General features: G+C 38.9%; 20 protein-coding genes. 7 read left to right on the top strand and 13 right to left on the bottom strand.

Translation table 11 applies throughout. From position 1 onward, the window contains the following. Positions 1-20: 20 nt before the first annotated feature. Positions 21-1,961: an ABC-F family ATP-binding cassette domain-containing protein gene (locus EHQ52_RS05965; protein WP_135614330.1), complete on the bottom strand. Its 1,941-nt coding sequence runs from the start codon at positions 1,959-1,961 to the stop codon at positions 21-23. Between the two features lie 69 nt (positions 1,962-2,030). Then, on the bottom strand, positions 2,031-2,195 hold the full coding sequence (locus EHQ52_RS20050; RefSeq protein ID WP_165780203.1) for a hypothetical protein: 165 nt from the start codon (positions 2,193-2,195) through the stop codon (positions 2,031-2,033). 151 nt (positions 2,196-2,346) lie between these two features. Between EHQ52_RS20050 and EHQ52_RS05960 the strand changes: the two genes are divergently transcribed. After that, positions 2,347-2,793, top strand: a complete 447-nt coding sequence (locus tag EHQ52_RS05960) for a DoxX family protein (RefSeq protein WP_135614329.1) — start codon at positions 2,347-2,349, stop codon at positions 2,791-2,793. Positions 2,794-2,874: 81 nt separating this feature from the next. Here the strand turns inward: EHQ52_RS05960 and EHQ52_RS05955 are convergent, their stop codons facing one another. Together EHQ52_RS05955 and EHQ52_RS05950 are read right to left on the bottom strand one after the other, a co-directional pair. Continuing rightward, positions 2,875-3,930, bottom strand: a complete 1,056-nt coding sequence (locus EHQ52_RS05955) for a FecR family protein (protein ID WP_135614328.1) — start codon at positions 3,928-3,930, stop codon at positions 2,875-2,877. A gap of 161 nt (positions 3,931-4,091) precedes the next feature. Beyond that, entirely contained in the window at positions 4,092-4,646 is a 555-nt protein-coding gene (locus EHQ52_RS05950) for an RNA polymerase sigma factor (RefSeq protein ID WP_425269379.1), read from the bottom strand. Positions 4,647-4,786: 140 nt separating this feature from the next. Between EHQ52_RS05950 and EHQ52_RS05945 the strand changes: the two genes are divergently transcribed. Continuing rightward, positions 4,787-5,590, top strand: a complete 804-nt coding sequence (locus EHQ52_RS05945) for an LA_0442/LA_0875 N-terminal domain-containing protein (RefSeq protein WP_135614327.1) — start codon at positions 4,787-4,789, stop codon at positions 5,588-5,590. Positions 5,591-5,722: 132 nt separating this feature from the next. Here EHQ52_RS05945 and EHQ52_RS05940 read toward each other — a convergent pair whose 3' ends face one another. The 3 genes from EHQ52_RS05940 to EHQ52_RS05930 all read right to left on the bottom strand — a co-directional run bounded on the left by EHQ52_RS05940 (position 5,723) and on the right by EHQ52_RS05930 (position 10,064). Continuing rightward, positions 5,723-6,853, bottom strand: a complete 1,131-nt coding sequence (locus EHQ52_RS05940) for a DUF1554 domain-containing protein (protein WP_135614326.1) — start codon at positions 6,851-6,853, stop codon at positions 5,723-5,725. Between the two features lie 85 nt (positions 6,854-6,938). Further along, complete coding sequence (locus EHQ52_RS05935) at positions 6,939-7,955, bottom strand: DUF1554 domain-containing protein (RefSeq protein WP_135614325.1); 1,017 nt, start codon at positions 7,953-7,955, stop codon at positions 6,939-6,941. A gap of 84 nt (positions 7,956-8,039) precedes the next feature. Further along, positions 8,040-10,064 (bottom strand): hypothetical protein, encoded by a 2,025-nt coding sequence (locus tag EHQ52_RS05930; protein WP_135614324.1) that lies wholly within the window; start codon positions 10,062-10,064, stop codon positions 8,040-8,042. Between the two features lie 243 nt (positions 10,065-10,307). Between EHQ52_RS05930 and gpmI the strand changes: the two genes are divergently transcribed. Continuing rightward, positions 10,308-11,948, top strand: coding sequence for a 2,3-bisphosphoglycerate-independent phosphoglycerate mutase (gene gpmI / locus EHQ52_RS05925; RefSeq protein WP_135614323.1), 1,641 nt, complete (start codon positions 10,308-10,310; stop codon positions 11,946-11,948). A gap of 2 nt (positions 11,949-11,950) precedes the next feature. Here gpmI and EHQ52_RS05920 read toward each other — a convergent pair whose 3' ends face one another. Continuing rightward, positions 11,951-13,492 (bottom strand): Lcl domain-containing protein, encoded by a 1,542-nt coding sequence (locus EHQ52_RS05920; RefSeq protein ID WP_135614322.1) that lies wholly within the window; start codon positions 13,490-13,492, stop codon positions 11,951-11,953. A 146-nt stretch (positions 13,493-13,638) separates the two neighbouring features. After that, on the bottom strand, positions 13,639-14,340 hold the full coding sequence (locus tag EHQ52_RS05915) for a TetR/AcrR family transcriptional regulator (RefSeq protein WP_244244807.1): 702 nt from the start codon (positions 14,338-14,340) through the stop codon (positions 13,639-13,641). Positions 14,341-14,827: 487 nt separating this feature from the next. Here EHQ52_RS05915 and EHQ52_RS20235 point away from each other — a divergent pair, with 487 nt between their 5' ends. After that, positions 14,828-15,361, top strand: coding sequence for a hypothetical protein (locus EHQ52_RS20235; protein WP_244244806.1), 534 nt, complete (start codon positions 14,828-14,830; stop codon positions 15,359-15,361). A 28-nt stretch (positions 15,362-15,389) separates the two neighbouring features. Here EHQ52_RS20235 and EHQ52_RS05905 read toward each other — a convergent pair whose 3' ends face one another. The 3 genes from EHQ52_RS05905 to murB form a co-directional block, all read right to left on the bottom strand. Beyond that, complete coding sequence (locus tag EHQ52_RS05905) at positions 15,390-16,301, bottom strand: hypothetical protein (protein WP_135614320.1); 912 nt, start codon at positions 16,299-16,301, stop codon at positions 15,390-15,392. A gap of 166 nt (positions 16,302-16,467) precedes the next feature. After that, positions 16,468-17,049, bottom strand: coding sequence for a TetR/AcrR family transcriptional regulator (locus EHQ52_RS05900; protein WP_135614319.1), 582 nt, complete (start codon positions 17,047-17,049; stop codon positions 16,468-16,470). A 15-nt stretch (positions 17,050-17,064) separates the two neighbouring features. Beyond that, positions 17,065-18,018 (bottom strand): UDP-N-acetylmuramate dehydrogenase, encoded by a 954-nt coding sequence (gene murB, locus EHQ52_RS05895; protein ID WP_135615664.1) that lies wholly within the window; start codon positions 18,016-18,018, stop codon positions 17,065-17,067. A gap of 112 nt (positions 18,019-18,130) precedes the next feature. Between murB and EHQ52_RS20310 the strand changes: the two genes are divergently transcribed. Next, positions 18,131-18,256, top strand: a complete 126-nt coding sequence (locus EHQ52_RS20310) for a hypothetical protein (RefSeq protein ID WP_020769644.1) — start codon at positions 18,131-18,133, stop codon at positions 18,254-18,256. A gap of 22 nt (positions 18,257-18,278) precedes the next feature. On the opposite strand, the gene hflX is transcribed toward EHQ52_RS20310, so the two are convergent. Beyond that, positions 18,279-19,949 (bottom strand): GTPase HflX, encoded by a 1,671-nt coding sequence (gene hflX / locus EHQ52_RS05890; protein WP_341867172.1) that lies wholly within the window; start codon positions 19,947-19,949, stop codon positions 18,279-18,281. A 335-nt stretch (positions 19,950-20,284) separates the two neighbouring features. On the opposite strand from hflX, the gene EHQ52_RS05880 reads away from it, so the two are divergent. Both EHQ52_RS05880 and EHQ52_RS05875 read left to right on the top strand, forming a co-directional pair. Continuing rightward, positions 20,285-21,601, top strand: coding sequence for a HEAT repeat domain-containing protein (locus tag EHQ52_RS05880; RefSeq protein WP_244244805.1), 1,317 nt, complete (start codon positions 20,285-20,287; stop codon positions 21,599-21,601). A 17-nt stretch (positions 21,602-21,618) separates the two neighbouring features. Continuing rightward, positions 21,619-22,398, top strand: coding sequence for an inositol monophosphatase family protein (locus EHQ52_RS05875; RefSeq protein WP_135614316.1), 780 nt, complete (start codon positions 21,619-21,621; stop codon positions 22,396-22,398). The last annotated feature ends 10 nt before the right edge of the window (positions 22,399-22,408 follow it).

Genomic DNA, 22,408 nt, shown 5'->3' with positions numbered 1-22,408 from the left:
CAGTCTCCTTATGGATCAATTTATACTACGGAAGTAAGTTCTTCCATCTCGATTTGCAATTTTTCCCAGGTTTCAGTCAACTTAGAGATCTCTTTTTTGGTCTCGTTATAAGTGTCTAATTCCATTTGATAACTGCGCTTTTTATAAAACTCCGGATCTGCGAGAAGTTCCTCTGAGTTGGATTTATTCTTTTCTAATAGAGCGATCTTAGCTTCGATTTGTTCTATTTCTTTTTGTATTTTTTTAACCCGATTTTTATCAGCGTTCTTCTGGGATCTGCTCTTGTTCTCTGTACTAGCGTTTTCGGCCGGAGCTTTGACTGTAAAACCGCCTTCTGCTTCTAATTCTTCCGGAGGGAATTTTAGATAATCAGAGAAGCTGGTATTTAGATCTTTTACTTTTCCGTTGGAAACTGAAACGGTCCTTGTGCACAGATCCTTTAAAAAATCAGGATCGTGAGAGATAACCAAAACTGCTCCAGGATATTCTTGGAGTGCACGTTTCAAATTATCTCTTACTACCAAGTCCAAATGGTTTGTGGGCTCATCCAAAAATAAAGTATTAGAAGAGAATCTAACTAATAGAGCCAATCTTAATCTGCTCTGCTCTCCTCCGGAAAGAAGTCCCACTTTTTTGAAAACTCTATCATCGCTAAAAGAAAAATAACCTAATAGTTTTCTAGCTTCGACATCCGGAAGATCTGGATATACAGAAAGAATCGTTTCTAAAAGATTTTTTTCAGGATCCAAATGTTCATGATGGTTTTGGGAGAAGTAGCCGATCTTTGTTTTGGGTCCGAAAGTGACAGAACCTTCGGATAATTTATGAATTCCTAATATGTTTCTTAAAAAGGTGGATTTACCTGCACCATTCGGGCCTATGATCGCAATTTTATCCCCATTAGAAACATGAAGTTCTGCGTTTGAAAAAATATTCTTCCCCCCTTTTTCGTAAGCAAAGGAGGCGTTCTCTATTCTAAAAGAAAGATTACCACAAGGCGTATAATTGAACCTGTATTCTGTTTTGGAATTCCAGAAAGAATCCTCAGGCTCTTCTACCTTATCTCTTTTTTCTAATCTTTTGATAACACTTTGGACTGCTTTTGCTTTTGTAGCCTTGGAACGGAAACGTTCTATCCACTCAGTCCTTTTCTTTAAGTATGCTTCTTCTTTTTTGAATTGAAGTCTTAACTTATCTAAAAGTTCGTTTTTATGTTCGAAATAATCTTCTAGGGTTCCTTTAAATTCCAGAACACCGGACGGATTTAATTCTGCGATCGTCTCAGTAGTCGCATTCAAAAACTCAGGATCGTGTGTTACCAGAACAAAAGAACGATTCGTATCTACTAAATATTCTGCAAGCCATGCCTTAGATGCATGATCCAAGTGGTTGGTTGGCTCATCCAAAAGAAGAAGGTTTCCTGGATTCAAAATCGCAATTGCAAGCCCAAGTCTATGCTGGTAACCAGGAGAAAATTCTTTTACCTTCTTCTCCATTTGATCATTAGAAAAACCTAAACCACCAATGATCTTTTTTGCTTGGGCTTCCAATTCATGGACACCGTAAGTAAATGCGTATTCTTCTAGAGAGCTTTGTTCTTCTAATAATGCTGTGAATTCTGGAGAATCATGATCCGTGCGGTCCATTCTTGCATGAATGTCCTCTGCACGCTTTATATATTCATTATAATGTTTATGTTTAGAAAGTGCAGTATCGATTACCCTAGCTTCAAAATTAAAATCGGGGATCTGTTGGAATAAAGAGATCTCTGTATGTTTGGAGCGGCTTACTAAACCTTCTTCAGGATTTAGTTCTCCTACAGCCATTTTGAATAAGGTGGATTTGCCCGAACCATTTGGTCCGACTAAGGCAATCTTGGAGCCCGGCTTAATATGCCAGGAGAAGTTTTCGAAAAGTGTGGAGCTACCGAACCGGTGCTTGATATCGATGAATTGTAGCATGGTTCCTGGAGATATTGAGGTCCCTCCGCACGAGTCCGCGGAGGGTTTTGTGGGTTTTGAAAGTAGTGCTTACTTCTTATTTGCGAGTTCTTCTTTTCTCGCTTTAAGATGTTGTACGTACTTGCTCGTTTCCCCGTTCATCTTCTCGACTGCGTCTTTCAGAGCTTGGTCAAGCTCTCCGGCGCTCATCTTGTTGATTTTTTTGTTCTTCTTTTCGGCTGTCTCTTCAGACATAGGTACCTTCCGATGCGTTCGTATTGCCAAAATTTACGGAAATACCCCTTTCGACAACCTATTTTGCCCTGTAAGCCAGCTTCTAGTCTCGGCCAGATAAATTAGAATGGAAATATGTCCGGATTTGAGTTCTATAGAATGCAGATTCGGCATGTTATATAATTTATTTCAAACGAAAGAAGGTTTCGGGCCTATATTTCTAAGATTGGGCCTTGCGATTTGTATCTTCCCGCATGGAGCCCAAAAAGCATTGGGTTGGTTCGAAGGTTCGGGGTTTTACACAGCAATGGATTATTTTACAGAAACCTTCGGTGCTCCTTATGTCTTAGGAGTTTTGGTTATTGGTTTTGAATTCGTTGGAACCATCTGTTTTGTATTCGGATTTCTGACCAGATTCTGGGCTTTGGGACTTGCAATCACGTTAACAGTAGCAGGTTTCACTCATAGAGAATACGGCTTCTTTATGAATTGGTTCGGGGACAAAGGCGGAGAAGGTTTCGAATACCATATTCTCGCGGTATCTGCGGCACTCTCTCTTTTATTCAGAGGAGCTGGGTCCTTCTCCCTAGATAAAAAATTAGGCGAATGGTCCGTATAAGGATCTGTCCGGCGGGCTATAAGATATAAAAAACCCGGGATTAACCCGGGTTCGATCTTAGGACCTATCTATTAATATTTCTTAATAGATGATCTTTTCTACTGAGTTCTCATCCAGGATATAAGATCCTTTTAGGGTTTGAACGATCAGTTTTCCTTTCTTCTGAGAAACCACAACACCTTTGATATCGCGACCATCTTTCATGATAATATGTTCGATACTCTTATCATAAAGTTCTTCAAGCTCTTGCTCGGTCTTAGCAGTTTTTAAGTTTTGAGTGGTTGCTAAAACTTCTTTGTCAAGACCGCTCAAGTTCTTACGCATGTCGCCGTATTCAGGAGATTCTGCTTGAGCACGTTTTGTATCTTCGATCACAATGACTCTTTCGTTTGTCACGATGATCATTCCGCCGGTGATTAAAGCTTTTTCAGTCTTGTCATGGATCAAAGGAGTTACTTCGACTGCACCTTCGACCACAAAGACGGAGGATTCTTTATCAGAAGCATTAACTTCGAAAGAAGTTCCTCGGACCGCCGCCACCACAGTAGGGGTATCTACGAAGTAGTTTGCGTTTTTCTTTTCTTTCTCAACTAAGTTCAGGATCTTACCTGACATCAGGGAAATTCTGATTTGAGAAGAGTCAGTTTGTCTTAAACTTTTAAGAACTAACTCAGAGTTTTCTTTTAAGCGGATCACACTGGAATCAGTTAGACCGATATCGACCGATCCACCTTTGCCAGTTACGATCTTATCGCCTTCGCTAAGTATATCACCTAAATGTAATGCTATGGGAGCTTCTTTTACATTTTTTGCTTCGCCTTTAACGAATACGACTGCCGCTTTAAGCAATGTGCCTTCGGCTACAGGTGCGGCTTCTTTTTTGAAAATAGTGAAATAAGTCCCGGCCCCAAGTCCTACGAATAAGATTGCTGCCGCAGCTAAGTACCATACTTTATTTTTGGAGCCGCTCAGTTGAACTACATTGTCCTTAGTAGGAGATTGCATGATATTTGCCTCCACAGAGAAGCGAGGCGACATGCCGATCCATTTTGGATCGAAGTCCGGTGCCTTAGAATCCGGTAGAGACTTTTTGAGGAGCTCTGCGAATGTTTGGAATTCAGGGTTCATTCTTTCCATCCTCTTTACCGTATCCTTTAGTTCCGGGCCTGTTCACATTGTCCTGCCCGCTCAGTTGGATCAACAAACTGAAGACTGGTACCTTGCTCATTTTTTTGAATGAGGATGGCTTTTTTGACGAAATGAATCGATTGTTCGAAATACATATTTTTGCGAAAATCCTAGGATTTTAGAAAAGAAGAAGGTTGGATGCCTCTCTTCTTTCCCTCTTGTAGAAGCTGCTTTTCTGCTCTTTCCAGAAGCCTGGAAACTCCGGACACGGATAAGTCCAATACGGAGGCTATCTCTTCCAATTTGCAACCTTGGGAATAACGTAACTCAATTGCAGTCTTTTGTTCTTCCGGTAATGTGCTTAATAATTCGTTTAAGATCTTTCCGAGGTTTTGGGCTTCCATCTCGTCAAGGACCTGACTTTCAGGACCCTGGCCTTTGGAGCCGAATAAAGAAGAAGTTTCCTCACCAACGAGAGCAACGTTCTTTTGATAATAAGACTTTCCATGGTTGATCATTAAGTTTCTGGAGATCCTAAATAAGATCATCCTGGAAACCTGTTCATCCGGTAATTCCTTGCCGGAATAATGTTTAAAGAAGTTCAAAAAGGTGTCCTGCAATAGATCCAAAGCTGTGGATTCATCTTGGACAGAGCGCCGAATAAATGAAAACAAGTGATCCTTGTTTTTATTGTATAGTTTTTCGAAAAACAAGGTTTCAGACACGGTAGAATAGAAATTTTTTTCTATTGGTCTTTTTTCAAGTAAATTCGGTTTTTTCTTGTAGAAAGCAATCAGTTTTAAAACGGTTATAGGCAGACAATTTTAGTGTCTGTAATCCTAAACGAAGGGATTTAAGATAGATTATGCCTTATCGTTGGCTTTTTGCAATTTGTTTCCTAATTGTTTCCCACTCCGTTTTTGGTTCTAGCCTAACCTTAAAAAACGGAAAGGTGATACAAGGGAAAGTGGTAAACCAAACCCGTACGGAAGTTCAGATCGAAGTGGATGGAAAGGTTCTAACCGTTCCAAAAACAGAGATCGCTGAATTGAACTTAAAAGACACCCCTAAGCAGGAAGTGAAAAAGGATCCTGTTAAACCTAAAGAAGAACCTAAAAAAATAGAGGAAGAACTAACAGTCCAGAGATGGTACCAAAAGCCTCGCTGGGATTATTCGCTTAGATCAGCTGTAGTTCCAGGTTGGGGGATTTGGAAGGCAGACAAAAAATTTAAGGCTTCTATGGCATTTGTAGCAGTTTTAGGGGCAACCTACCTTGCTGTTAAGGCCCAGAATGACTTTGGTGATGCCAAAAAGGCTTATGAAGAGAATGCAAGAAATTATTTCATATTTGCTTTGAACGATCCTGTCCTTTCCTTACCTGCAAATACAGCAGAACGTTTGATTGGAGCCTTTTTGGTGAACAAGGGTGCCTTCAATCATTACCAAAATCTTGCGGGAGAATCCAATAATTACCAATACCTGTTTGGGATTGCGTATGGATTGCAGCTCTTCTATTCCTATTATTTAGGAGTAAAAGCTGAGCAAGGAATTGCAGAAGGACCAAGCTCCGGTTTTAGATTCAGCTTTGCTCCTTCTTACCAGCCTATGACTGTTGGAGGAAATGGTTTAGGCTGGAATGGAGAGCTTAAATACGAGATCCGTTATTAAGGATTGGATTGGAAATAAGTTATTTTGGATTAGGAGATAACTTCTGCTCAAAATAGAAAAACCCGGATCACCGCAAAGTGACCCGGGTTTTTTGTTTTAAGCGGTATTGCTAATTATTGGATCACTAATAAGCTATTGTCCGACACAAACGATATTACGTTTTTGAGAACATAATGTTGGGATCACCACAGCCGGATCTGTATTCGTCATTTCTGCAATTGAGTCTCCATCCACTGCGGAAAGAACTCCTTGGGTTCCAGTTGCTGTCGCAGAATACCAGGAAGAGTAAGGTGCTCCTGAAGGAGCCAAGCCTGCGCATTGAGTCACAGTAGGAGTATCAGTAGTCCAATCTATGGAACTAAATCCTGTCCAAATTTTACCTGAAGTTCCTAGAGAATTTGTCCACTGAGCTGCATTTGCAAATCCGATTGTAGTACCAGAACTGAAAGAGTATGCTAACTTTTTGCCGCCCTGGCTATAGTATTTACGGAAGCTGCTGAATACCCAATCGGTAGATGGGTTTCTAAGGTTACCGCTTGGGCTATAACTCACTGCAATCATAGCCTTATAATTCACGTCCTTGTTCACACCATCAGGAATATTAGAACTACAGATATCATCAGCAACTTCTACTGGACCTGCAAAAGTTGTATTATCAATCGCTTTTTTAGCAAAGTTTCCTGCGTAACCTGCTCCGTTATTCGTGGCTACGAAGATACATTTATCAGAGTCGTTTACTTTTACTTTGAAAGTTTGGGATAAACCTGAGGATACATCTACTGCAACAAGATCATAATAATTATTCAAACAGTTCTCGTCTTCCAGTGAATTGATCTGAAATCCGCTTTTATAATCGAAGTTTGAATTTTGAGGATCGGGTCCGAAATCAACAGTAAGATAATTCTGGTAACCCCCTTGATCTGGGTTATAGTCCGTTACAAAGGTAATAGTATCACTTTTATAAAATTTGAATCGGATAGTGCTTCCGTCAGTAGGTGGGTTCTGGATTGCGAACATAATATCAGCCGCATCGTTTTCATCTACAGAAAGAGTAGTTTCTCCCTCGTTCAAAAGGGGCTCTATAGGATAGGGGGGAAGGGTAACGAATAAATTCCAAAAAATAGTCGGATCGATTGTAATCGCGCCAGCTAGACTGGGCTTACTTCCGTCCAGGGCAGTGGATTCTGCGTTATTACACTTGGAAACCCATAGAGTAAGACATAATAGAATGAAAGCCGCCCTTAATGATTTAGATCCTTTCATATTCGCACCCGTCCAGTCTCAGAGGATAATACCCCTTAAAGTAAGAAAACAGTCGGGCAGGAAAAAAATTGAACGATTTTTTGATTTAATCTGGGGAATAAACGCAAATAAACGGCAGGGACAACGGAGAATCGCAGCTGGAAAGTGTCATATAGGCCGCATCCCCGGTTACTACACTCGAAGTGCCTAGGTTTCCGCTTGAGGAACCGCTCGAATTTGTCCAACTTTCGGAGCCGTTCAGACAAGAATTATTGTCCATTCTTCCCCAGGCTGAATGCATTCCAGTCCAATATTGTCCTGAATCGATCAGTGGATTGTCAAAATCTGAACTTGGAGGCCAAGCGCCATAGATGGAAAAAACTTTTACCCAAGTTCCATTCCCTTGCTTGCGAACGTATCTTTTATTGTTTCTGAAGAAGGAAGTAGATGATAATGATTCTCCCGGATTCCTATCACCATAGGTTGCGGAAAGAGCACCTACCATTGCTTTATAATTTGCAGGATTTCTGGGAAGTCCTTTTGCACTAGCTAAGTTTTTGCAATGATTGTCCATCGCACCGAGCCCGCCTAATTGAGCAGGGGTTTTGGCAGAAGACGCAAAAATGCAATAATCTCCATCCTTTACGTTTACATCATAAACGAAACTATCTCCAGTTGAATCTTTCGTAATTTTGAAACTGAACTTGCTTGCTGCATTATCCAAACAGTTGTCATCATCTGCTTCTAAAGAAAAACCAATCGAATATGTGTTCGTATTTGCAGGAAGAGTGAATGTATTGTACCCGATAAAATGGGGCTCATACACTGTTGTATAGCTTTCGACTGTCATACTAAAATTTTCGTCCACTGTGCTTGTTTCGGAAAAATTTAGATCTATGTAAGTATCTCCAGCATCAAACATTGCCTGAGAAGAAAGTTGCGGAAGGCCTTCTGGAACTATCTCTGCTCCGATGATATTCGGAATAACAACATTCAAAAGAACGCCGGCAGCACTGCTGCTGCCGTCCAAATTGATCGGGTTTGCCTGATTGCAAAAAGAGAATAAGGAAAATAACGATACGATCGGGAGAAGTCTGAAAGGGATCTTTGGATGCGAATTCATAGTTCCGGGTTTGCTTGGTTTCTTCTTAGAAATCACAAACCAAATTGCGAGTTTTTGCTCACTTTTTTAGAAAAAACAGATTTTTTAGGGTTTATCCACTTTCCTTAATTTATCAATTTCCTTCCGGAAGGATTCATAAGGATCATCCGAATCCATTTTCCCTTTTTGAGGAGTTGATTTGTCTGCGGAAGATTTGTGAGATGCAAACCAATCATCCACATGTTTAATCACTTTTGAGATCCTATTTCGGGTATCTTCTTCTTCTGCGGTCCTTACTTTGTTTTGTAGGACTTCCATCCTTTCGGATAGGATTCTATGTAATTCTCTAGCTTTATTTCTGAAAGATTCGTTTGCAGGATAACAAAGGATCTGGTCCATTTTTTCCTTTCCTTTATCCCAAGAGATAAAAACGAAATTTTCCCGATCTAAGATTTGGTAATATAGGTCTGCAGCGAATTCGCCCACATTTCCTTGTATCTCAGATGCTGTAGGTGGAACGCTTCGTTTGAAATAAAACTCATCCATTGCAGAAGAAATTTTAGACTTCTGTTCCGCAGAGCGGATCTTTTCTTCTTCTTTGATCTTTTCCTGGATCTTTGCTTGTTCTTCTTTTTTAGAATTTTCGTGGTTTCTGGCTTTAAGTTGGTTTTGTTGGCCTTTAATCTTTTCTTTTGCTTGGGCGAAGAATACATCTTGGAATATTCTTCCAATCCCTAAAAGATCTAAAATAGCATAATACCAAGGGAAATAATCTAAATAACCTTTTCTTAATACTTTACCGTAAGCCTTAACTAGATCTGGCTCTCTGAATATCGATTTGATCTGAGGTTCGTTGGATTCTACAAGTTGTCTGATACATAGAATTTTCCAAGTTTCTACGTTTGTAGCCGCCCCCAAACTCAGAATGATCTGTCTGACACTATTTGCGTTTTTATGAAAGAATGCATGTATGGTAGTGGTTTTTGTTTCCCAAGTGGAATAACCGATCTCCAGATCATCTATCAACATTCTTTTTAATTCTTCCGGATAAGATTTGAATTCTTTGTCAGGAACTAATAGGACTTTCCTTTCCCAAGAACCGGATTCAGAGAGAAGATTCCTTTTAATATCATGGAATCTATTTCGATCTCTTTCAGAAGATTGTTTATGAAGTTCTTTTTCTGCAAGGTCAGCAAGGCTACGGATCAAAACAACACTTAACATTCCGGGAGTTCCAGGACTTGGACTGCCAGGTAAAGCTCTCGCGAAAGCTTCTGCCCTATCTGTTTTGAATTTTGTAGTTTCAGGATTGGAAGTATTAGAATAATATAATTTCTCTTCCATAGCGGTCTTTTGGAATTCGTCCATCAGAACATGGCGTAATTGTTTTGTTCCTTTTGATTGAATGAAATCATCTACGTTATCCATGATCTGGACTGCTTCTTTGGAATTTTTGATCCCGAATAATCCATATCCGGGAACATCTATAACTCTTCCTTTTTTGTGAAGATCGTCCTCTAATTCGAATAAAAAATCTTTAACAAACTCTGGGTTTGGTGGAATTCGAAAATGTTCATTATGAAATGTTTGTCTTAAATATAAAAATAATTGTGGGAAAGGAGATTCTTTCCTGGCTCCCCATTCAAGATCAGATTCTAAATTTTCCCAAAGTAGAGTTTTGCTTGTTTCCGATTTTCGATCCAGATAATTTAAAAGAGCAGAAACAGAATAATCCAAAAGTTCCAGATAGATCCTACTTAGATCTAAAGATTCCGGTTCAGGAAAAGAAGCGTAACAAGGAAGTGCTTCCGGTTGTTTCTCCGTACTGTCGCTAATCAAATATGCAAGTTGAGAAACTGTGCCGTCTTCCAGCAGACGTTTTAAATGAAGGTCAATGTCTTTAGGACCCAACTCTCCAACTTCCGGAACTTTATGATGAGGTTCGAATAATTGTCTTTTTTTAACATTCTTGAAAGATGTCGCCGCAGAAATGGCTTTATAGACAGAGTGAGTTATCTTGTCGTTCATGTAGTAACTCACTACTTCGTTTAACTTCTTAACTTTTAAGAAGTTAGGAACGGCTACGTTGCCAGTGTTCGGATCTAAGGGTTTGGGACCTTTTGCGTTCATCTTTGTCTATAAATAATTAAATATTAAGAATTTAGCATATAGTTGCGGAGAAGCAACTGAGTAAAGATATAGGTATCCCTGAGGATATTCAAAACCATCATATAATGCATTCTAAACGCTTCCACCGAAAAACCTAAATCTTGCTTCTTTTTCGATAAAACCTGCATAGGCCGAAGGATGTAATACCGAGTCCTTATCTGAATCCTCTTGACGAAGCATGGGGAAGGGCTTTCCTGGAATAGAATGCAACTGAAGAAAAAGACTCCCTTCTCTCCCAAAAAGCTATTATTCGTAATTTTAGATGGCGTAGGTTATACTCCTAAAGGACCCGAATTCGGGAACGCGATTGCAGGTGCCAATCTTCCTTTTCTAAATAAACTTTGGAAAGAATCTCCCACCATACTATTAAAAGCACATGGAACCGCTGTTGGTATGCCTTCAGACGAGGACATGGGAAATTCCGAAGTAGGTCATAATGTACTAGGCTGCGGGCGTATTTTCGATCAGGGAGCTAAGTTAGTCAATAACTCTATCGCCAAAGGATTGTTATTCGAAGGAAAAGCTTGGAAGGAAATTATAGAAAATACTAAAACAAAAAATTCCACTTTGCATCTTATCGGTCTTTTCTCCGATGGAAATGTTCATGCACATATCGATCATACAAAATCTTTGATTGAGGCGGCGGTAAAGGAGAAGGTCCCAAGGATCAGATTGCATATTCTTTTAGATGGAAGGGACGTGTCTGAAAAGTCTGCTTTAGAATATTTGAATCCTTTTGAAGAATGGCTGACCACATTCAGATCTAAAGGTGCCGATATAAAAATCGCATCTGGCGGCGGAAGAATGACGATCACTATGGATCGTTACGAAGCTGACTGGTCCATGGTAGAAAGAGGATGGAAAATCCATGTTCATGGAGAAGGTAGAACCTTTCCGGATGCAAAAACTGCGATCGAAACATTTAGAAAAGAAGATCCAGCAGTAATTGATCAGTATCTCCCTAGTTTCGTAGTAGAAGAATCTGGAAAACCTCTAGGAAAAATTCTAAGCGGGGACTCAGTAGTATTTACAAATTTCAGAGGAGATAGAGCAATCGAGATTTCCCAAGCATTCACTCAGAAAAATTTCGACAAATTCGATAGAGGAAATTTTCCGGAAGTATGTTACGCAGGGATGATGCAATACGACGGAGATTTACAATTACCTGAACGTTTTTTAGTGAGCCCACCTGCGATTGATCGTACCTTAGGTGAGTATATGGCTAAATCCGGGATTGGCCAATACGCATTATCCGAAACACAGAAATATGGACACGTAACATTCTTCTGGAATGGAAATCGTTCTGGTAAGTTTGATTCCAAGAGTGAAGAATATAAGGAAATTCCTTCCGATGTAATCCCATTCGACCAAACTCCTGAGATGAAGGCACAGGCAATCACAGCAGAACTTGAAAAAGTTTTAGGAGAGAACCATTCCGATTTCTATAGGATCAATTTTCCAAATGGAGATATGGTAGGTCACACTGGAAATTACAAGGCTACTGTCGAGGCAATGGAATTCCTAGATGGATGTATGGCCCGTCTTGCAGAAGCATGCAAAAAAAATAATGTAGTTCTATTGGTGAGTGCAGACCACGGAAACGCGGACGAGATGTACCAACTAGACAAAAAAGGAAATTTGGAGAAGGACAAAGAAGGCAAACCTGTTCCTAAAACTTCTCATACCTTAAATCCTGTTCCTTTCAGTGTTTTGGATCCAGAAAGCAAGATCAAATTAAGAACAGATCTACAGGACCCTGGACTTGCGAATGTTGCAGCTACGATCCTCGATATTATGGGATACGAAACTCCGGAAGGATATCATCCTAGTTTACTAGCGAAGTAAGATCAATCGCTTACGCAGTGTAACGCATAACTTAGGCTCTTATCGAATTCATTTAAAATTCCGTACATGAATACAACTGTTCTCCCGAATTGCTCCAGTGGAGAACCTGCAATACCTCTGGATGATGTCCAAGTTGCTGGAGATACCGGATTTGGGAATGCAGTAGTATTTATGTATGGATCGGCACCTCCTTCCACTAAAGAATATAATTCTTCAGCTCTGGGAAGTCTCCAGTTTTCTCGATCTGCATATCCTATTCCAGGACCATGGATGTAATTTAAGTAGGCGCATCCGTCTACCGCGTCCGCCCAAGAAGAATTTGTGGCTGAACCAGTAGCACAACCAGGCCCCATTCTTCCTTCCCAACAAGTTTTCCAAACTAAACCTGTAGAAGTATCCGTAGTAGTAATATCTGCCGTATAAGTTCCATGTGCAGTTGGGCCGGAATATGTCTGGGCTCCCGTGATTGCAGCACCGGTTATGGTAGTAAAAGAGGCTTGTTGTGAGACACCATTTCCTGCTAAGTCTTGCAAGGAACTAGAAGGAATAGTCCAACGAATTTGCGAATCTTCCGGAAAGTATGTCCAGCTGATCGTAATGACTAAAGTTTGGGAATCCTGCCAATCGAATATAGTATTGTTATTTGGAATAGTTACCCAAGATGTTCCATTATAAATTTCTGTAGTCATGGACATGGTGAGAGTTGTGTCCATCGGTTCTGCAAAACTTAAACTGATTGATCCTGGAGCGAGAGCTACTCCAGTCGCACCGTTACTTGGATTAGTAGCGGAGATAGTAGGAGTCACAGTATCCACTGATATATCGGCGCTATCAACTAAGGTTACATTCCCCGCCTTATCTCTTGCAACGTACTTAAATGAAGTAGTGGAATTTGCAGGAACGTTGATAGGAGTAGAATATTGAGTTCCTACATTGATAGTCCCAGTTGCTCCGTCAATATCTGGGGTAGAAGTATCAGTAACATACGAGATCTTATCGCAACCAGCGCCTCCAGTGTCTGAACAAATAATAGAAACATTTCGAGAAGAATTATAAGCACCTGCCACAGGATTTGTGCTCGTTGTAGGATAAGTATCATCCCGAACGATCCGAAAAATCCCAGATCCAGTTACATCTTCTTCAGGATCGGTAACACAAACTCGAACATAACTTGTTCCAAAGGGAAGAATGCTAGCGGCGATTGTGGCTAGATTGTCTGTGTTTGCTATAGCGGTTCCAGTAATTAAACTTGCCCCGCTTGTACAAGAACCGGCGTCGATCCGGACATCATAAGGCCCATCGGTATCTGATCTCCAAGTAAGATCGGAAGAGTTAATAGCCCCTGCGTTATTGCTTACGAATTTTGCGCTTAGATTTCCGGTAATCACAGGTCCTGGGAGACAAACGTCCAATTCTCCCAAAATACAGCGAACAAAGGTGGTTTCCCACCAAGCATCCGAAAATGGAATAGCAGGGTTATGCACATCTATTGGTTTGCATAACATTCCGAATCCGACTAAAAATATCAAAAATCGAGCTCGCATATAACCCTAAACCAATCCCGTTACTATATCAAAAGGACGATTTTATCCTAAGTTCTATTTCTACTTGGTAAATAAGTTTTTTACGCTTATTTTACTTATCTTATTTGAGATAAACCTCCGACAAAAAAACTATCTCATTTCTGAATTTAGGGCTTTTTTTCTTTCTTTTTAGAATTTGGAGATTGGCGGACCTTTGAAAATCCTTCCCATAACATCTCGGCAGATTGTTCCAAAAGAGAAGGGTCTATGTTATTTTCGTGGATCCTGTGAAAACGTAAGATCCCGGTAAAGGAACCTAAAATGAGAGAAGGATACAGTAGTCTTAGGTTTTTATCATCCTGAGTGGGTTCAAAGTATTCTGAAATGTTTTGTTTTAAAGTCTCTGCTTCTTTAGTGCTTTCTTCATCCAGAATATAAGAAGATAGGTTTCTTTCTATCATGATCAATTGGTCGAATTTACCTTGAGAGAATAATCCTAATCCTTTCCAAAAATCGAAAAATTGTTCTTTGGGAGATAAGTTCTTAGAGATGGATCTATCTAAGAACTTAGAAAATTCTTGGACTGAGATCCGAAATGCCTCATTAAACAAATGATCCTTGTTTCGGAAGTGTCGGTACATTGTTCCGACTCCAACTTTTGCGTGAGCAGAAATTTCAGGGATCCTTGTTTCGAAAAATCCTCTTTCTGCAAATAATTTAAGAGCAGAACGTATGATCCTTTCTCTGGACTCATCTTGTTTTTTATGTAGTTGAGGTTCCTTATCTGTTTGGTATACGGGATCCTGATCTGGTGTGAATTCTGGATCTGTGGAAATATTTTGGGTTTCTATCAAGGAACTATTTTCCATTCGGGTAACCATTTCAAATTTTCCTAAACTACTTTATTTACTCTTAAGAGTTTTCTGAGTTCAGTCTTTATAGTTTATTTTTGTGGAATCAGAGGTGCGACAAACTATTAGAAAATTTGAATACTTGAATCAATAACAGAAAAAATATAATTTTCCTATTATTTGTTCTCAGTACCGAATTAAAATATGCCGATTTTATATTTTTCGAAAAAATAATTTACTAATTCAATTTTGAAGGTTGAATTATTTAGAACAAGGATTGTAATAGTCCAAGAATCTATAACATTAGTTTTCCGGAACCGGCATTCTAAACCTATAGTAACAAATCAAAAAATAATTAACTAAACTGAAATTAGGCAACAGTAGTGAAAAATATTGATAAAATTTGCTCGCACCATTAGATTTCATCCGGTTCCATAAATGATACAAAATATACGTAATCAAGTAAAAAAAAGTACAAAAAGTACTTTTTGTGTAAGGTTCAAAAATGAAGAAAATTAAGGACCCTGAAGCATTAAAACCCGCCCGTGCCCTAGGATCTGAGGGTAAACGGCTGTTATACGCAGTACAGCAATATGGAATCCAAGGAGCGGTCGAAAAAGTAAATATTACCCAGCATACATTTCAAAGATGGGCACGAAACGATGATAGAATAGAGGAATTGGTCTTAAATGAGGTCCTAATTCAGCTAGGAATATCAAAAATCTACGTTAAGACTGGCAAGGGGATTTGGCAGGCTAGCGCCGAAGAACAATTATCAATTTTTGGTAACCAAGTGAATGAACTTGTTAAGTCGCAAAAAATAAAGGAAGACGTTCAAATGAAAAGGGTAATTGATTTATCTTTAAAATTGGAGTTTGCCGATAAAGAACTGATAATCAATTTGTGTCATAAGTTATTGCAAGAAAAGAAAAATAAAGAGATACGATCTGCAATTTCACTTACTATGAATTTACCTCGTTCCTCTTATGAACTAGCATATAAACAATTATTGAGCTTAGAAAAAAAAGTATACGATTAGTTAGAACTAAAACTTTCCGCTATAGAGATTAATGAAAAAATAATTTTGTTATCTTCTCTGAGGCTTCTGCTAAATACTCAGATGGGGAAACCTTGCCTAATAAAAGGCGTTGGATGCCGGACATATGAATATGTTTGAGTTCCTCTGCTTTTAATTTTTCGTATCTGTCGCAGATCTCTTTATATCCGATTGGATCGATCTTATTTAATAGATATCGATTAATAGTTATAACAACAGAAGAAATTCTAGGACTTCTGAGATCTTTCCCGAAGTCCTCTATGTCCACATTAAATAATTTGTATTTTGTGACAGGTATCCAACTAAACCATAAGAAGAAGATTAATCCAATTGCTAAGATTGAATTATGGATCAATTCTTCAGAAGAGCTGAATAAAAGAAATCCGATGGAGAAGAGACAGGAAAATAAAATTCCTGTGAAAAGATAAATAGAATGAAGTTTTTCAAAATAATTCCCTTGGAACATATTATAAACAATTCTACCCATTCCCCAAGCAAGCGCAGTATAAATATAGAATATAGAAAGATTATAAATTAATCCTCCTTGAAAATAAAATGAAGATCCATTAACTGCAAAAGGAGACTCTATCCCCAAAGCAAAAAATATAGAAAATACAATAATTGCAAGGACGTGAGCAATCGCAAAAGGACGTGGGACTGGCGTTAAGTTATTTGGATTTGAATAGTTTCGAATAATATAGTTAACTAAATAAGGAATGAAAAGGGGAGGAATCGGTATTAGATCCATTATCACTAATTTAAATTCAAGATTTAGTCCTGATTCTAAGCAGAATAATAATATCGACCATAAGGCCATTAAGAATGCGATTGAAGTGAAGGCTAAAGAGAGCTTTCGTCTGTCCGATTTAATATAAAAAAATATCGCTGAGCAAAGAAGAGCTATAGAGGGTACTAGGGACAAACGATTTCTCCTAACTATCGATCATTTATATAAGCATACTAGAAAGAGATGTTATTTGAGAAATGATAAATTGGGATATAACTTGGAATATTGCTTCCATTTTCGGTAGATGCCAATTTGGAATAATTCCTATCTCTTAAGAAATGAATTTTAGAACAAAGAGTCGTTATTTTGCCAATGCTTTCCAAAGAGTTAAACCAGAAGCATGTAATGTCTCTGTTGAAAGCTGAATATACCCGCCCTTGGCCATTTTCACCATCCCTACGAAGCTTCCATAACATAATGAAACAAGTTCCATAGAACCCAGGTCTGATTTGATATCTCCTTTGGCCCTAGCTTGTTCTAAAAATGTACAAATGAACTCCATAGTTTGGGCAGTTGCCTTTTTGCTAGCTTGGTCCAGATACGGGGAATGATAGTGTAACTCTAAAAATTCGAATGCTTCCGGGTAACGGTGGTAGAAGGTCGCAAGTGCCTTCCATAAATGAACGAATAAGTCCTTGGATTTTGCTTTTTCTGGGTAGTTTTCTGCGAGAGTTTCTTTCAGTTTATTTTTCCAGAAACGATACAGTTCGTTTACCAATTCTTCTTTGTTTTTGTAATATCTGTATATGGTTCCAGCACCTATGCCCGCATCCTTGGCTAGGTCGGGTATAGGAGTTCCTTCAAAACCTTTTTCGGTGAATAACCTTAAGGCAGAGGTGAGTATTCTTTCTTTTTTATCTTCAGGATCTCGAACTACTGGCATTTGGTTTTCCTGGAATTAGGGAATGGAACCGAAGTATTCCACTTCTCTTTGTAATAGTACACCGGTTTCTTTTTCCACTTTTTCTTGTACAGTATTTACAAGTCCATTTACATCTGAAGCCTTTGCTCCTCCGGTATTCACTATAAAATTACAATGTTCCGGAGAAATTTGAGCTCCACCAATTTGTAGACCTCTTAGGCCTACCTTGTCTATGAATTGCCAAGCTTTGATCTCTTTTCCTTGTTCGTCGAATACCTTTGGGTTTTTGAACATGGAACCAGCGCTTTTTTTGTTCTGGGGCTGAGAAGAATTTCGTTTATCCCTTTTTTCTTTGAGAGAAGATTCAATCTCTTCTAAGTTTCCAGGTTTTAATTGGATTAGAATAGAAAGAATGATGGAATCTTTTCTTTTTAAGAATTCAGTAAATCTATAGCCGTGTTCTATTTCAGAAGGTTTTTTTTTCAGAACTTCTCCGTTTCTTAAGAATTCTACTTCTTGGATTAGATCGAAAAGTTCTCCTCCGTAACATCCTGCGTTTTGTATGACTGCTCCACCTGTCCAACCCGGGATTGTGCTTAGGAACTCTGCGCCGGTATATCCTTTCTGAGAAATTTGGCGGAAGATTGGAGTGGTATTCGTTGCAGCTCCCACTTGGAAGAGACCTTCTCCCATATCTTTATATTCTTTAAATCCGCCTGAAAGTTTTAAGATCACAAAATCATTAGGATGATCTGAGATTAGAATATTGGTACCGCCTCCTAAAATCTTCCAAGGCAGGTCCAATTTTTTGAATATGGAAAGAGTTTCTAGGATTTGGTCCTGGGTTTCAGGTTCTACAATGATGGGAGAAATCCCGCCGATCTTAAAGGAGCAATGAACGCTCAAATCCTGATTTTCTCGGTGGGGAAGACCGGAATTTTCTAGGGAATTCTTTAGTTCTCGGATCTGTATTTCGGAAAGAATGGCCACTTTATTCAAGTTTCCCCGTTTGGATCTAGGAGCAAGAAAAAAGTCTAAGGCCTAAAAAAGGCTTATGGGAAGAGTAAGTCGGTCCGAACATTCTTTTAGGGGCCGAAAGAATATGTTTTATTTGCTCTTGCAATCCGTGTATCAAGATTATATCACCGGAAGATCGGACAGGGAAACTTATATCAATTCTGTGATCCGATTGGCTTTAGACCAAGAAAAATTAGCTGGTCTAGTTTAATTAACCTTCTTCAAAACCTGCGCTAAACGTAGGTTTTTTCCGTTTCCTCTTCCAATTCTTCATCTTCTTCCCAAAGTTTAGTGCTAGAGAGTTTTGCCTCTGCTTGTGAATACATTCTTTCTTCTATCCGGTTTAATAGAGTTTCTAATCCAAAACCTGTGATTGCTGAGACATAGATTGTATCCAGATCGGCTTCTCTTAGAAGTTCGTTTCGTGCTTCTTCTGGTAATCCATCTACTTTATTGAATACTAAGATCCTTGGAATATCAGATAAATTCAAATCTTCTAATATAGTTTCGACCGCTTCCATTTGTTGTCTGAATTCAGGATTGGAAACATCCACTACGTGAACGAGAAGATCAGAATCTCCTAATTCTTCCAATGTTGCTTTAAATGCATTGGATAGTTCTGGGGGAAGATCATGGATAAATCCCACAGTGTCGGAAATGATAATCTCTCTTTCTTCCGGGAAACGGATCCTTCTGGATGTTGGATCTAATGTTGCGAATAACTTATCTTCGGATAATACTGTAGAATTTGTCATCGCATTCAGCAGCGTAGATTTTCCTGCGTTTGTATAACCCACGATTCCGCAGACTGGGATCTCATTTTTCTTACGTCTTCTTCTTGCGATCTCTCTTCGTTTTTTCAAGGACTTAAGTTCTTGTTCTAGTCTGGAAATTCTTTCTTCTACTCTACGTTTTCCGATCTCGAGTTTTGTCTCTCCAGGTCCTCTTCCTCCAATTCCCCCGGTCAGCCTGGACATATTATCATCCAACTCGGAAAGTCTACCTTTTAGATATTTTAATTGGGCAAGTTCTACTTGTAGTTTACCATCTCTACTTGTTGCATTTCTTGCAAAAATATCCAGGATCAATTGGGTTCTATCTAGAACTTTTAGATCTGCATAGTCTGAGATCTTCTTTGCTTGCGAAGGTGTGAGTTCCAGATCGAATACTAATACTTCTACTTGCTTTTGGATCGCTTTTAGAACGATTTCTTCTAGTTTACCTTTTCCTAATACTGTAGAAGGATCTAAACGATTTTTTCTTTGGATGAATGAATCTACTACATGAACTCCTGCGGTTCTGCAGAGTTCTTTTAATTCGTTAATGGATTGTGCAGGAGGACGTATTCTGTTATTTTCAGGATACACTCCTACTAAAAAGGCTCTATTCTCTTTTTGAGCATCTTTTAGATTTTTGCGATATCTGGTCATCCTGCTTTCGATGTCCAGAATTTCGTCTAGTATACCTTCTTCCAATTGTCCTGGGACTTTTTTAGAAAGAACAGTCCAAGGTTCTCCCTCTTCGTCTTCAGGATTTACATGTGCGGAATAATAAGATCTGGGAAGACCTTTGTCATCCATGGTAACTGCAGTTATATAATCTAAACGTAATAAAGCTAAGTCTGTAAGATCTTCTTGGTTTAAACTTTCTTCTTTGAGATGGCTATGAACGAGTCTTAAACCTCGTAACCTGGCCTCGGATGTTCTGATACGATCTAACCAAGGGATATCGATGGAACTATCAGATCCCACGATCACGTGAGTTACGTATCCGTTCCTATCAATTAGTATTCCGATTTGTCTGCTGATTTCGAAGGAAAGTTCTGTGAGTGTTCTGGAAACTTCGGGTGTGATAATCACATTTTCCCGAATTCTTCGCTCGGAGAGTTTTTTGAGTCTTTGGATCTGATTGGACTTGAGTCCGGAAAGGTTTCCGCTGAGCTTACTGATAAATTTGCCTCTTCTCTAAGAATTAGACGGTACCATTTCTTAAAAAGAGAGTCAAGCAGTTCCGATTGTAAAAAGTGTAAGAAGATCGAATTCTATAGATATAAAGGTATAGATGGCAAATCTGTATCCTGTTCTGGAAAGAAATTATTACTTTTACGGTTACATTACTTGCAATAGAGGATTCAGCCTTAAAAAAAGGTAAACGGCCGATAACGGATGGTCGAAAAAAAGAATAGAGGCTGGCACAGGGAAATGTTTCTTGGACCAAAGCTTGCTTTTCGATTAAAAGAATGTTTGCCCTATTGAATTTCAGATTTTTATTTCCAGGCTTATTACTGATCGCCTCCTATGGAGTCTGGTTTTCTCCTATTTTCGCTCAAACTCAAGAAGATACTAACAATACTTCCGACCTAGGGAATAATTCCTCGGAGACTGAAGATCCGGCTCCAACTGATGAGCAAGAAACCAATAAGAAAAATCCTAAAAAGCCGGTTCTGGACCCTGAAACCAAACGTTATAATGACCTTTTAAAAGCTGGTTTGTTAAAGGTTTTTGAAGGCGAAGCCACATATAATTACCCTCGCTTAAAACAGTATGGACTGACACATCCTATCCCAAGAGTTAGAGCGGCAGCAGCTTTGGCTTTGGGAAGATTAAAAAGTCCAGTGGGCGTTAAGATCCTTCATCAAATGATAGATCGAGATGGAGAATGGGTGCGCCAGGCGGCATACAAGGGACTTGCAGATATAGGTTCCAGAAGTTCATTAGATTATTTTTATGTAGGGGCTAAGTCTTCTGATAGAGAGATCAGAATAGCTTCTTTCCGTGGAATGGGAAAAACATTAGATCCCGGAGCAAGAGAAGTTCTCTTAAAAAAAGGTCTTAAGTCTGACGATAAGGAAATCGTAAAAGCTACTCTTTTAGGTTTAGGATATTACCAGGTTCCTGAGGATCTTCGTATATTTATAGATTATTTAAATTCAGAAGATGAAGAATTCCAAAAAGCAGCAGTAGAAGCTTTAGGAAGGCATAAGACCAGAACTTCCATGAAAATTCTGGAAGATTCTTTCAAAGATAAAACAAATCTTCGAAATCAGATCCTGGATACTTTGACAGAACAAAAGAATTCATTTGCGATCTTTGCATTATTAAGAATTTTGAATGCTAATTCAAGTTCAGAAAATATAGTAAATGAGATCAGTGCCAGATTATATAAGTTAAAAGCTGTCGGGAAATATATGACTATTATTTCCGATAATACTCCTCTTCTCAGAGAGCCTTATGTTGGAGCTCCTAAGATCCGTGACCTGGAATCTGGAGAAGTTGGAAAAGTAATCAGCAAACATTCAGTAGCTTATATCATTCCGATTGAAGGCCAGAGAATTGAGGACTTTTATTATAAAGTTTTAGTAAATACCAAGTATAAGGATGCATTTACTGAAACTGTCCAAGGCTGGGTTTTTGGAAAATATATCCAAATTAGGACTATTTCCATGCCTAAGGAAGAAAAAGAAACTAAGAAGAAGAAACCGAAAAGTCCTTCTATCTTAGATGATATGGAAACTTCCGAGCCTGCTCCTAATACACAAACAGAAAATCCTAATTAATCGTTTTCTGTTTTAGGATGACCGATCTTTCTAAAATTTTATCCGTTTTCAAATTTGCATCTAATTCTGCCGGAGCAGAGATCCTAAAATTATTCGGAAAAGAATCCACATTTGATCTAAAAGATCCAATGCAGATTTTGACACAAGCCGATCTAGATTCTCATCGAGTTTTAGAAAAAATTCTCAAAAAAGAATTTCCTGGAATTCCGCTAATAATGGAAGAACAGAATAATATTGAACCTCTTCCTGGAACTTTTATCGTATGTGATGAGTTAGATGGGACTACTTTGTTTTCCAGAGGGATCAAAGAATTCAGTGTAATTTTAGCTTATATCGAAAATGGATCTCCCAAAGTTGGATGTATTTATTTTCCTGCCAAGGATACCTATCTGACTGTTCAAAGAGGAATCGGGACCTTTATCGATGATAGAAGGATCCTCTTGAAAAAAGGAGGAAGTCTGGATCGTTCTGTTCTTTCTCTTGAGATCAATAATACTTTCCAAGACGAGGACTATCGTTGGATTGCAAGCGCTAGTAAAAATACTTTAGCAACTCGTGCCTTAGCGGCAACCGGCGCTGGATTTTTAGAATTATTAGAGGGCAAGACTGATCTATTCATGAATTTAAGCGGAGCCAAGATCTGGGACTTTGCTGCTGGAGTTCTCGCGTTGGAAGAAGCAGGCGGGACCGCTTTGGACAAGGAAGGCAATCCTTTGAAATGGGATAAGATCCGCATGTCTGCATTGTTAAGTAGAGATCTAGATTTTTTAAAAGAAGTTTACCGACTGAAACCTTAGATCATTCCTT

This window comes from Leptospira koniambonensis (assembly GCF_004769555.1).
GTDB lineage: Bacteria > Spirochaetota > Leptospiria > Leptospirales > Leptospiraceae > Leptospira_B > Leptospira_B koniambonensis.
Note: the sequence above shows the minus strand (reverse complement) of the source record. Positions and strands in the feature narration are given on the sequence as shown.

Coding starts and splice junctions, on each gene's coding strand:
- EHQ52_RS05955 (WP_135614328.1), bottom strand. CDS start 3,930: ATGGAAAGAATGAACCCTGAATTCCAAACATTCGCAGAGCTCCTCAAA.
- EHQ52_RS05935 (WP_135614325.1), bottom strand. CDS start 7,955: ATGAATTCGCATCCAAAGATCCCTTTCAGACTTCTCCCGATCGTATCG.
- EHQ52_RS05940 (WP_135614326.1), bottom strand. CDS start 6,853: ATGAAAGGATCTAAATCATTAAGGGCGGCTTTCATTCTATTATGTCTT.
- EHQ52_RS05875 (WP_135614316.1), top strand. CDS start 21,619: ATGACCGATCTTTCTAAAATTTTATCCGTTTTCAAATTTGCATCTAAT.
- EHQ52_RS20310 (WP_020769644.1), top strand. CDS start 18,131: ATGTTTTATTTGCTCTTGCAATCCGTGTATCAAGATTATATCACCGGA.
- gpmI (WP_135614323.1), top strand. CDS start 10,308: ATGCAACTGAAGAAAAAGACTCCCTTCTCTCCCAAAAAGCTATTATTC.
- EHQ52_RS20050 (WP_165780203.1), bottom strand. CDS start 2,195: ATGTCTGAAGAGACAGCCGAAAAGAAGAACAAAAAAATCAACAAGATG.
- EHQ52_RS05900 (WP_135614319.1), bottom strand. CDS start 17,049: ATGCCAGTAGTTCGAGATCCTGAAGATAAAAAAGAAAGAATACTCACC.
- EHQ52_RS05930 (WP_135614324.1), bottom strand. CDS start 10,064: ATGAACGCAAAAGGTCCCAAACCCTTAGATCCGAACACTGGCAACGTA.
- EHQ52_RS05880 (WP_244244805.1), top strand. CDS start 20,285: ATGTTTGCCCTATTGAATTTCAGATTTTTATTTCCAGGCTTATTACTG.
- EHQ52_RS05960 (WP_135614329.1), top strand. CDS start 2,347: ATGTTATATAATTTATTTCAAACGAAAGAAGGTTTCGGGCCTATATTT.
- EHQ52_RS20235 (WP_244244806.1), top strand. CDS start 14,828: ATGAAGAAAATTAAGGACCCTGAAGCATTAAAACCCGCCCGTGCCCTA.
- EHQ52_RS05915 (WP_244244807.1), bottom strand. CDS start 14,340: ATGGAAAATAGTTCCTTGATAGAAACCCAAAATATTTCCACAGATCCA.
- EHQ52_RS05945 (WP_135614327.1), top strand. CDS start 4,787: ATGCCTTATCGTTGGCTTTTTGCAATTTGTTTCCTAATTGTTTCCCAC.
- EHQ52_RS05965 (WP_135614330.1), bottom strand. CDS start 1,961: ATGCTACAATTCATCGATATCAAGCACCGGTTCGGTAGCTCCACACTT.
- EHQ52_RS05920 (WP_135614322.1), bottom strand. CDS start 13,492: ATGCGAGCTCGATTTTTGATATTTTTAGTCGGATTCGGAATGTTATGC.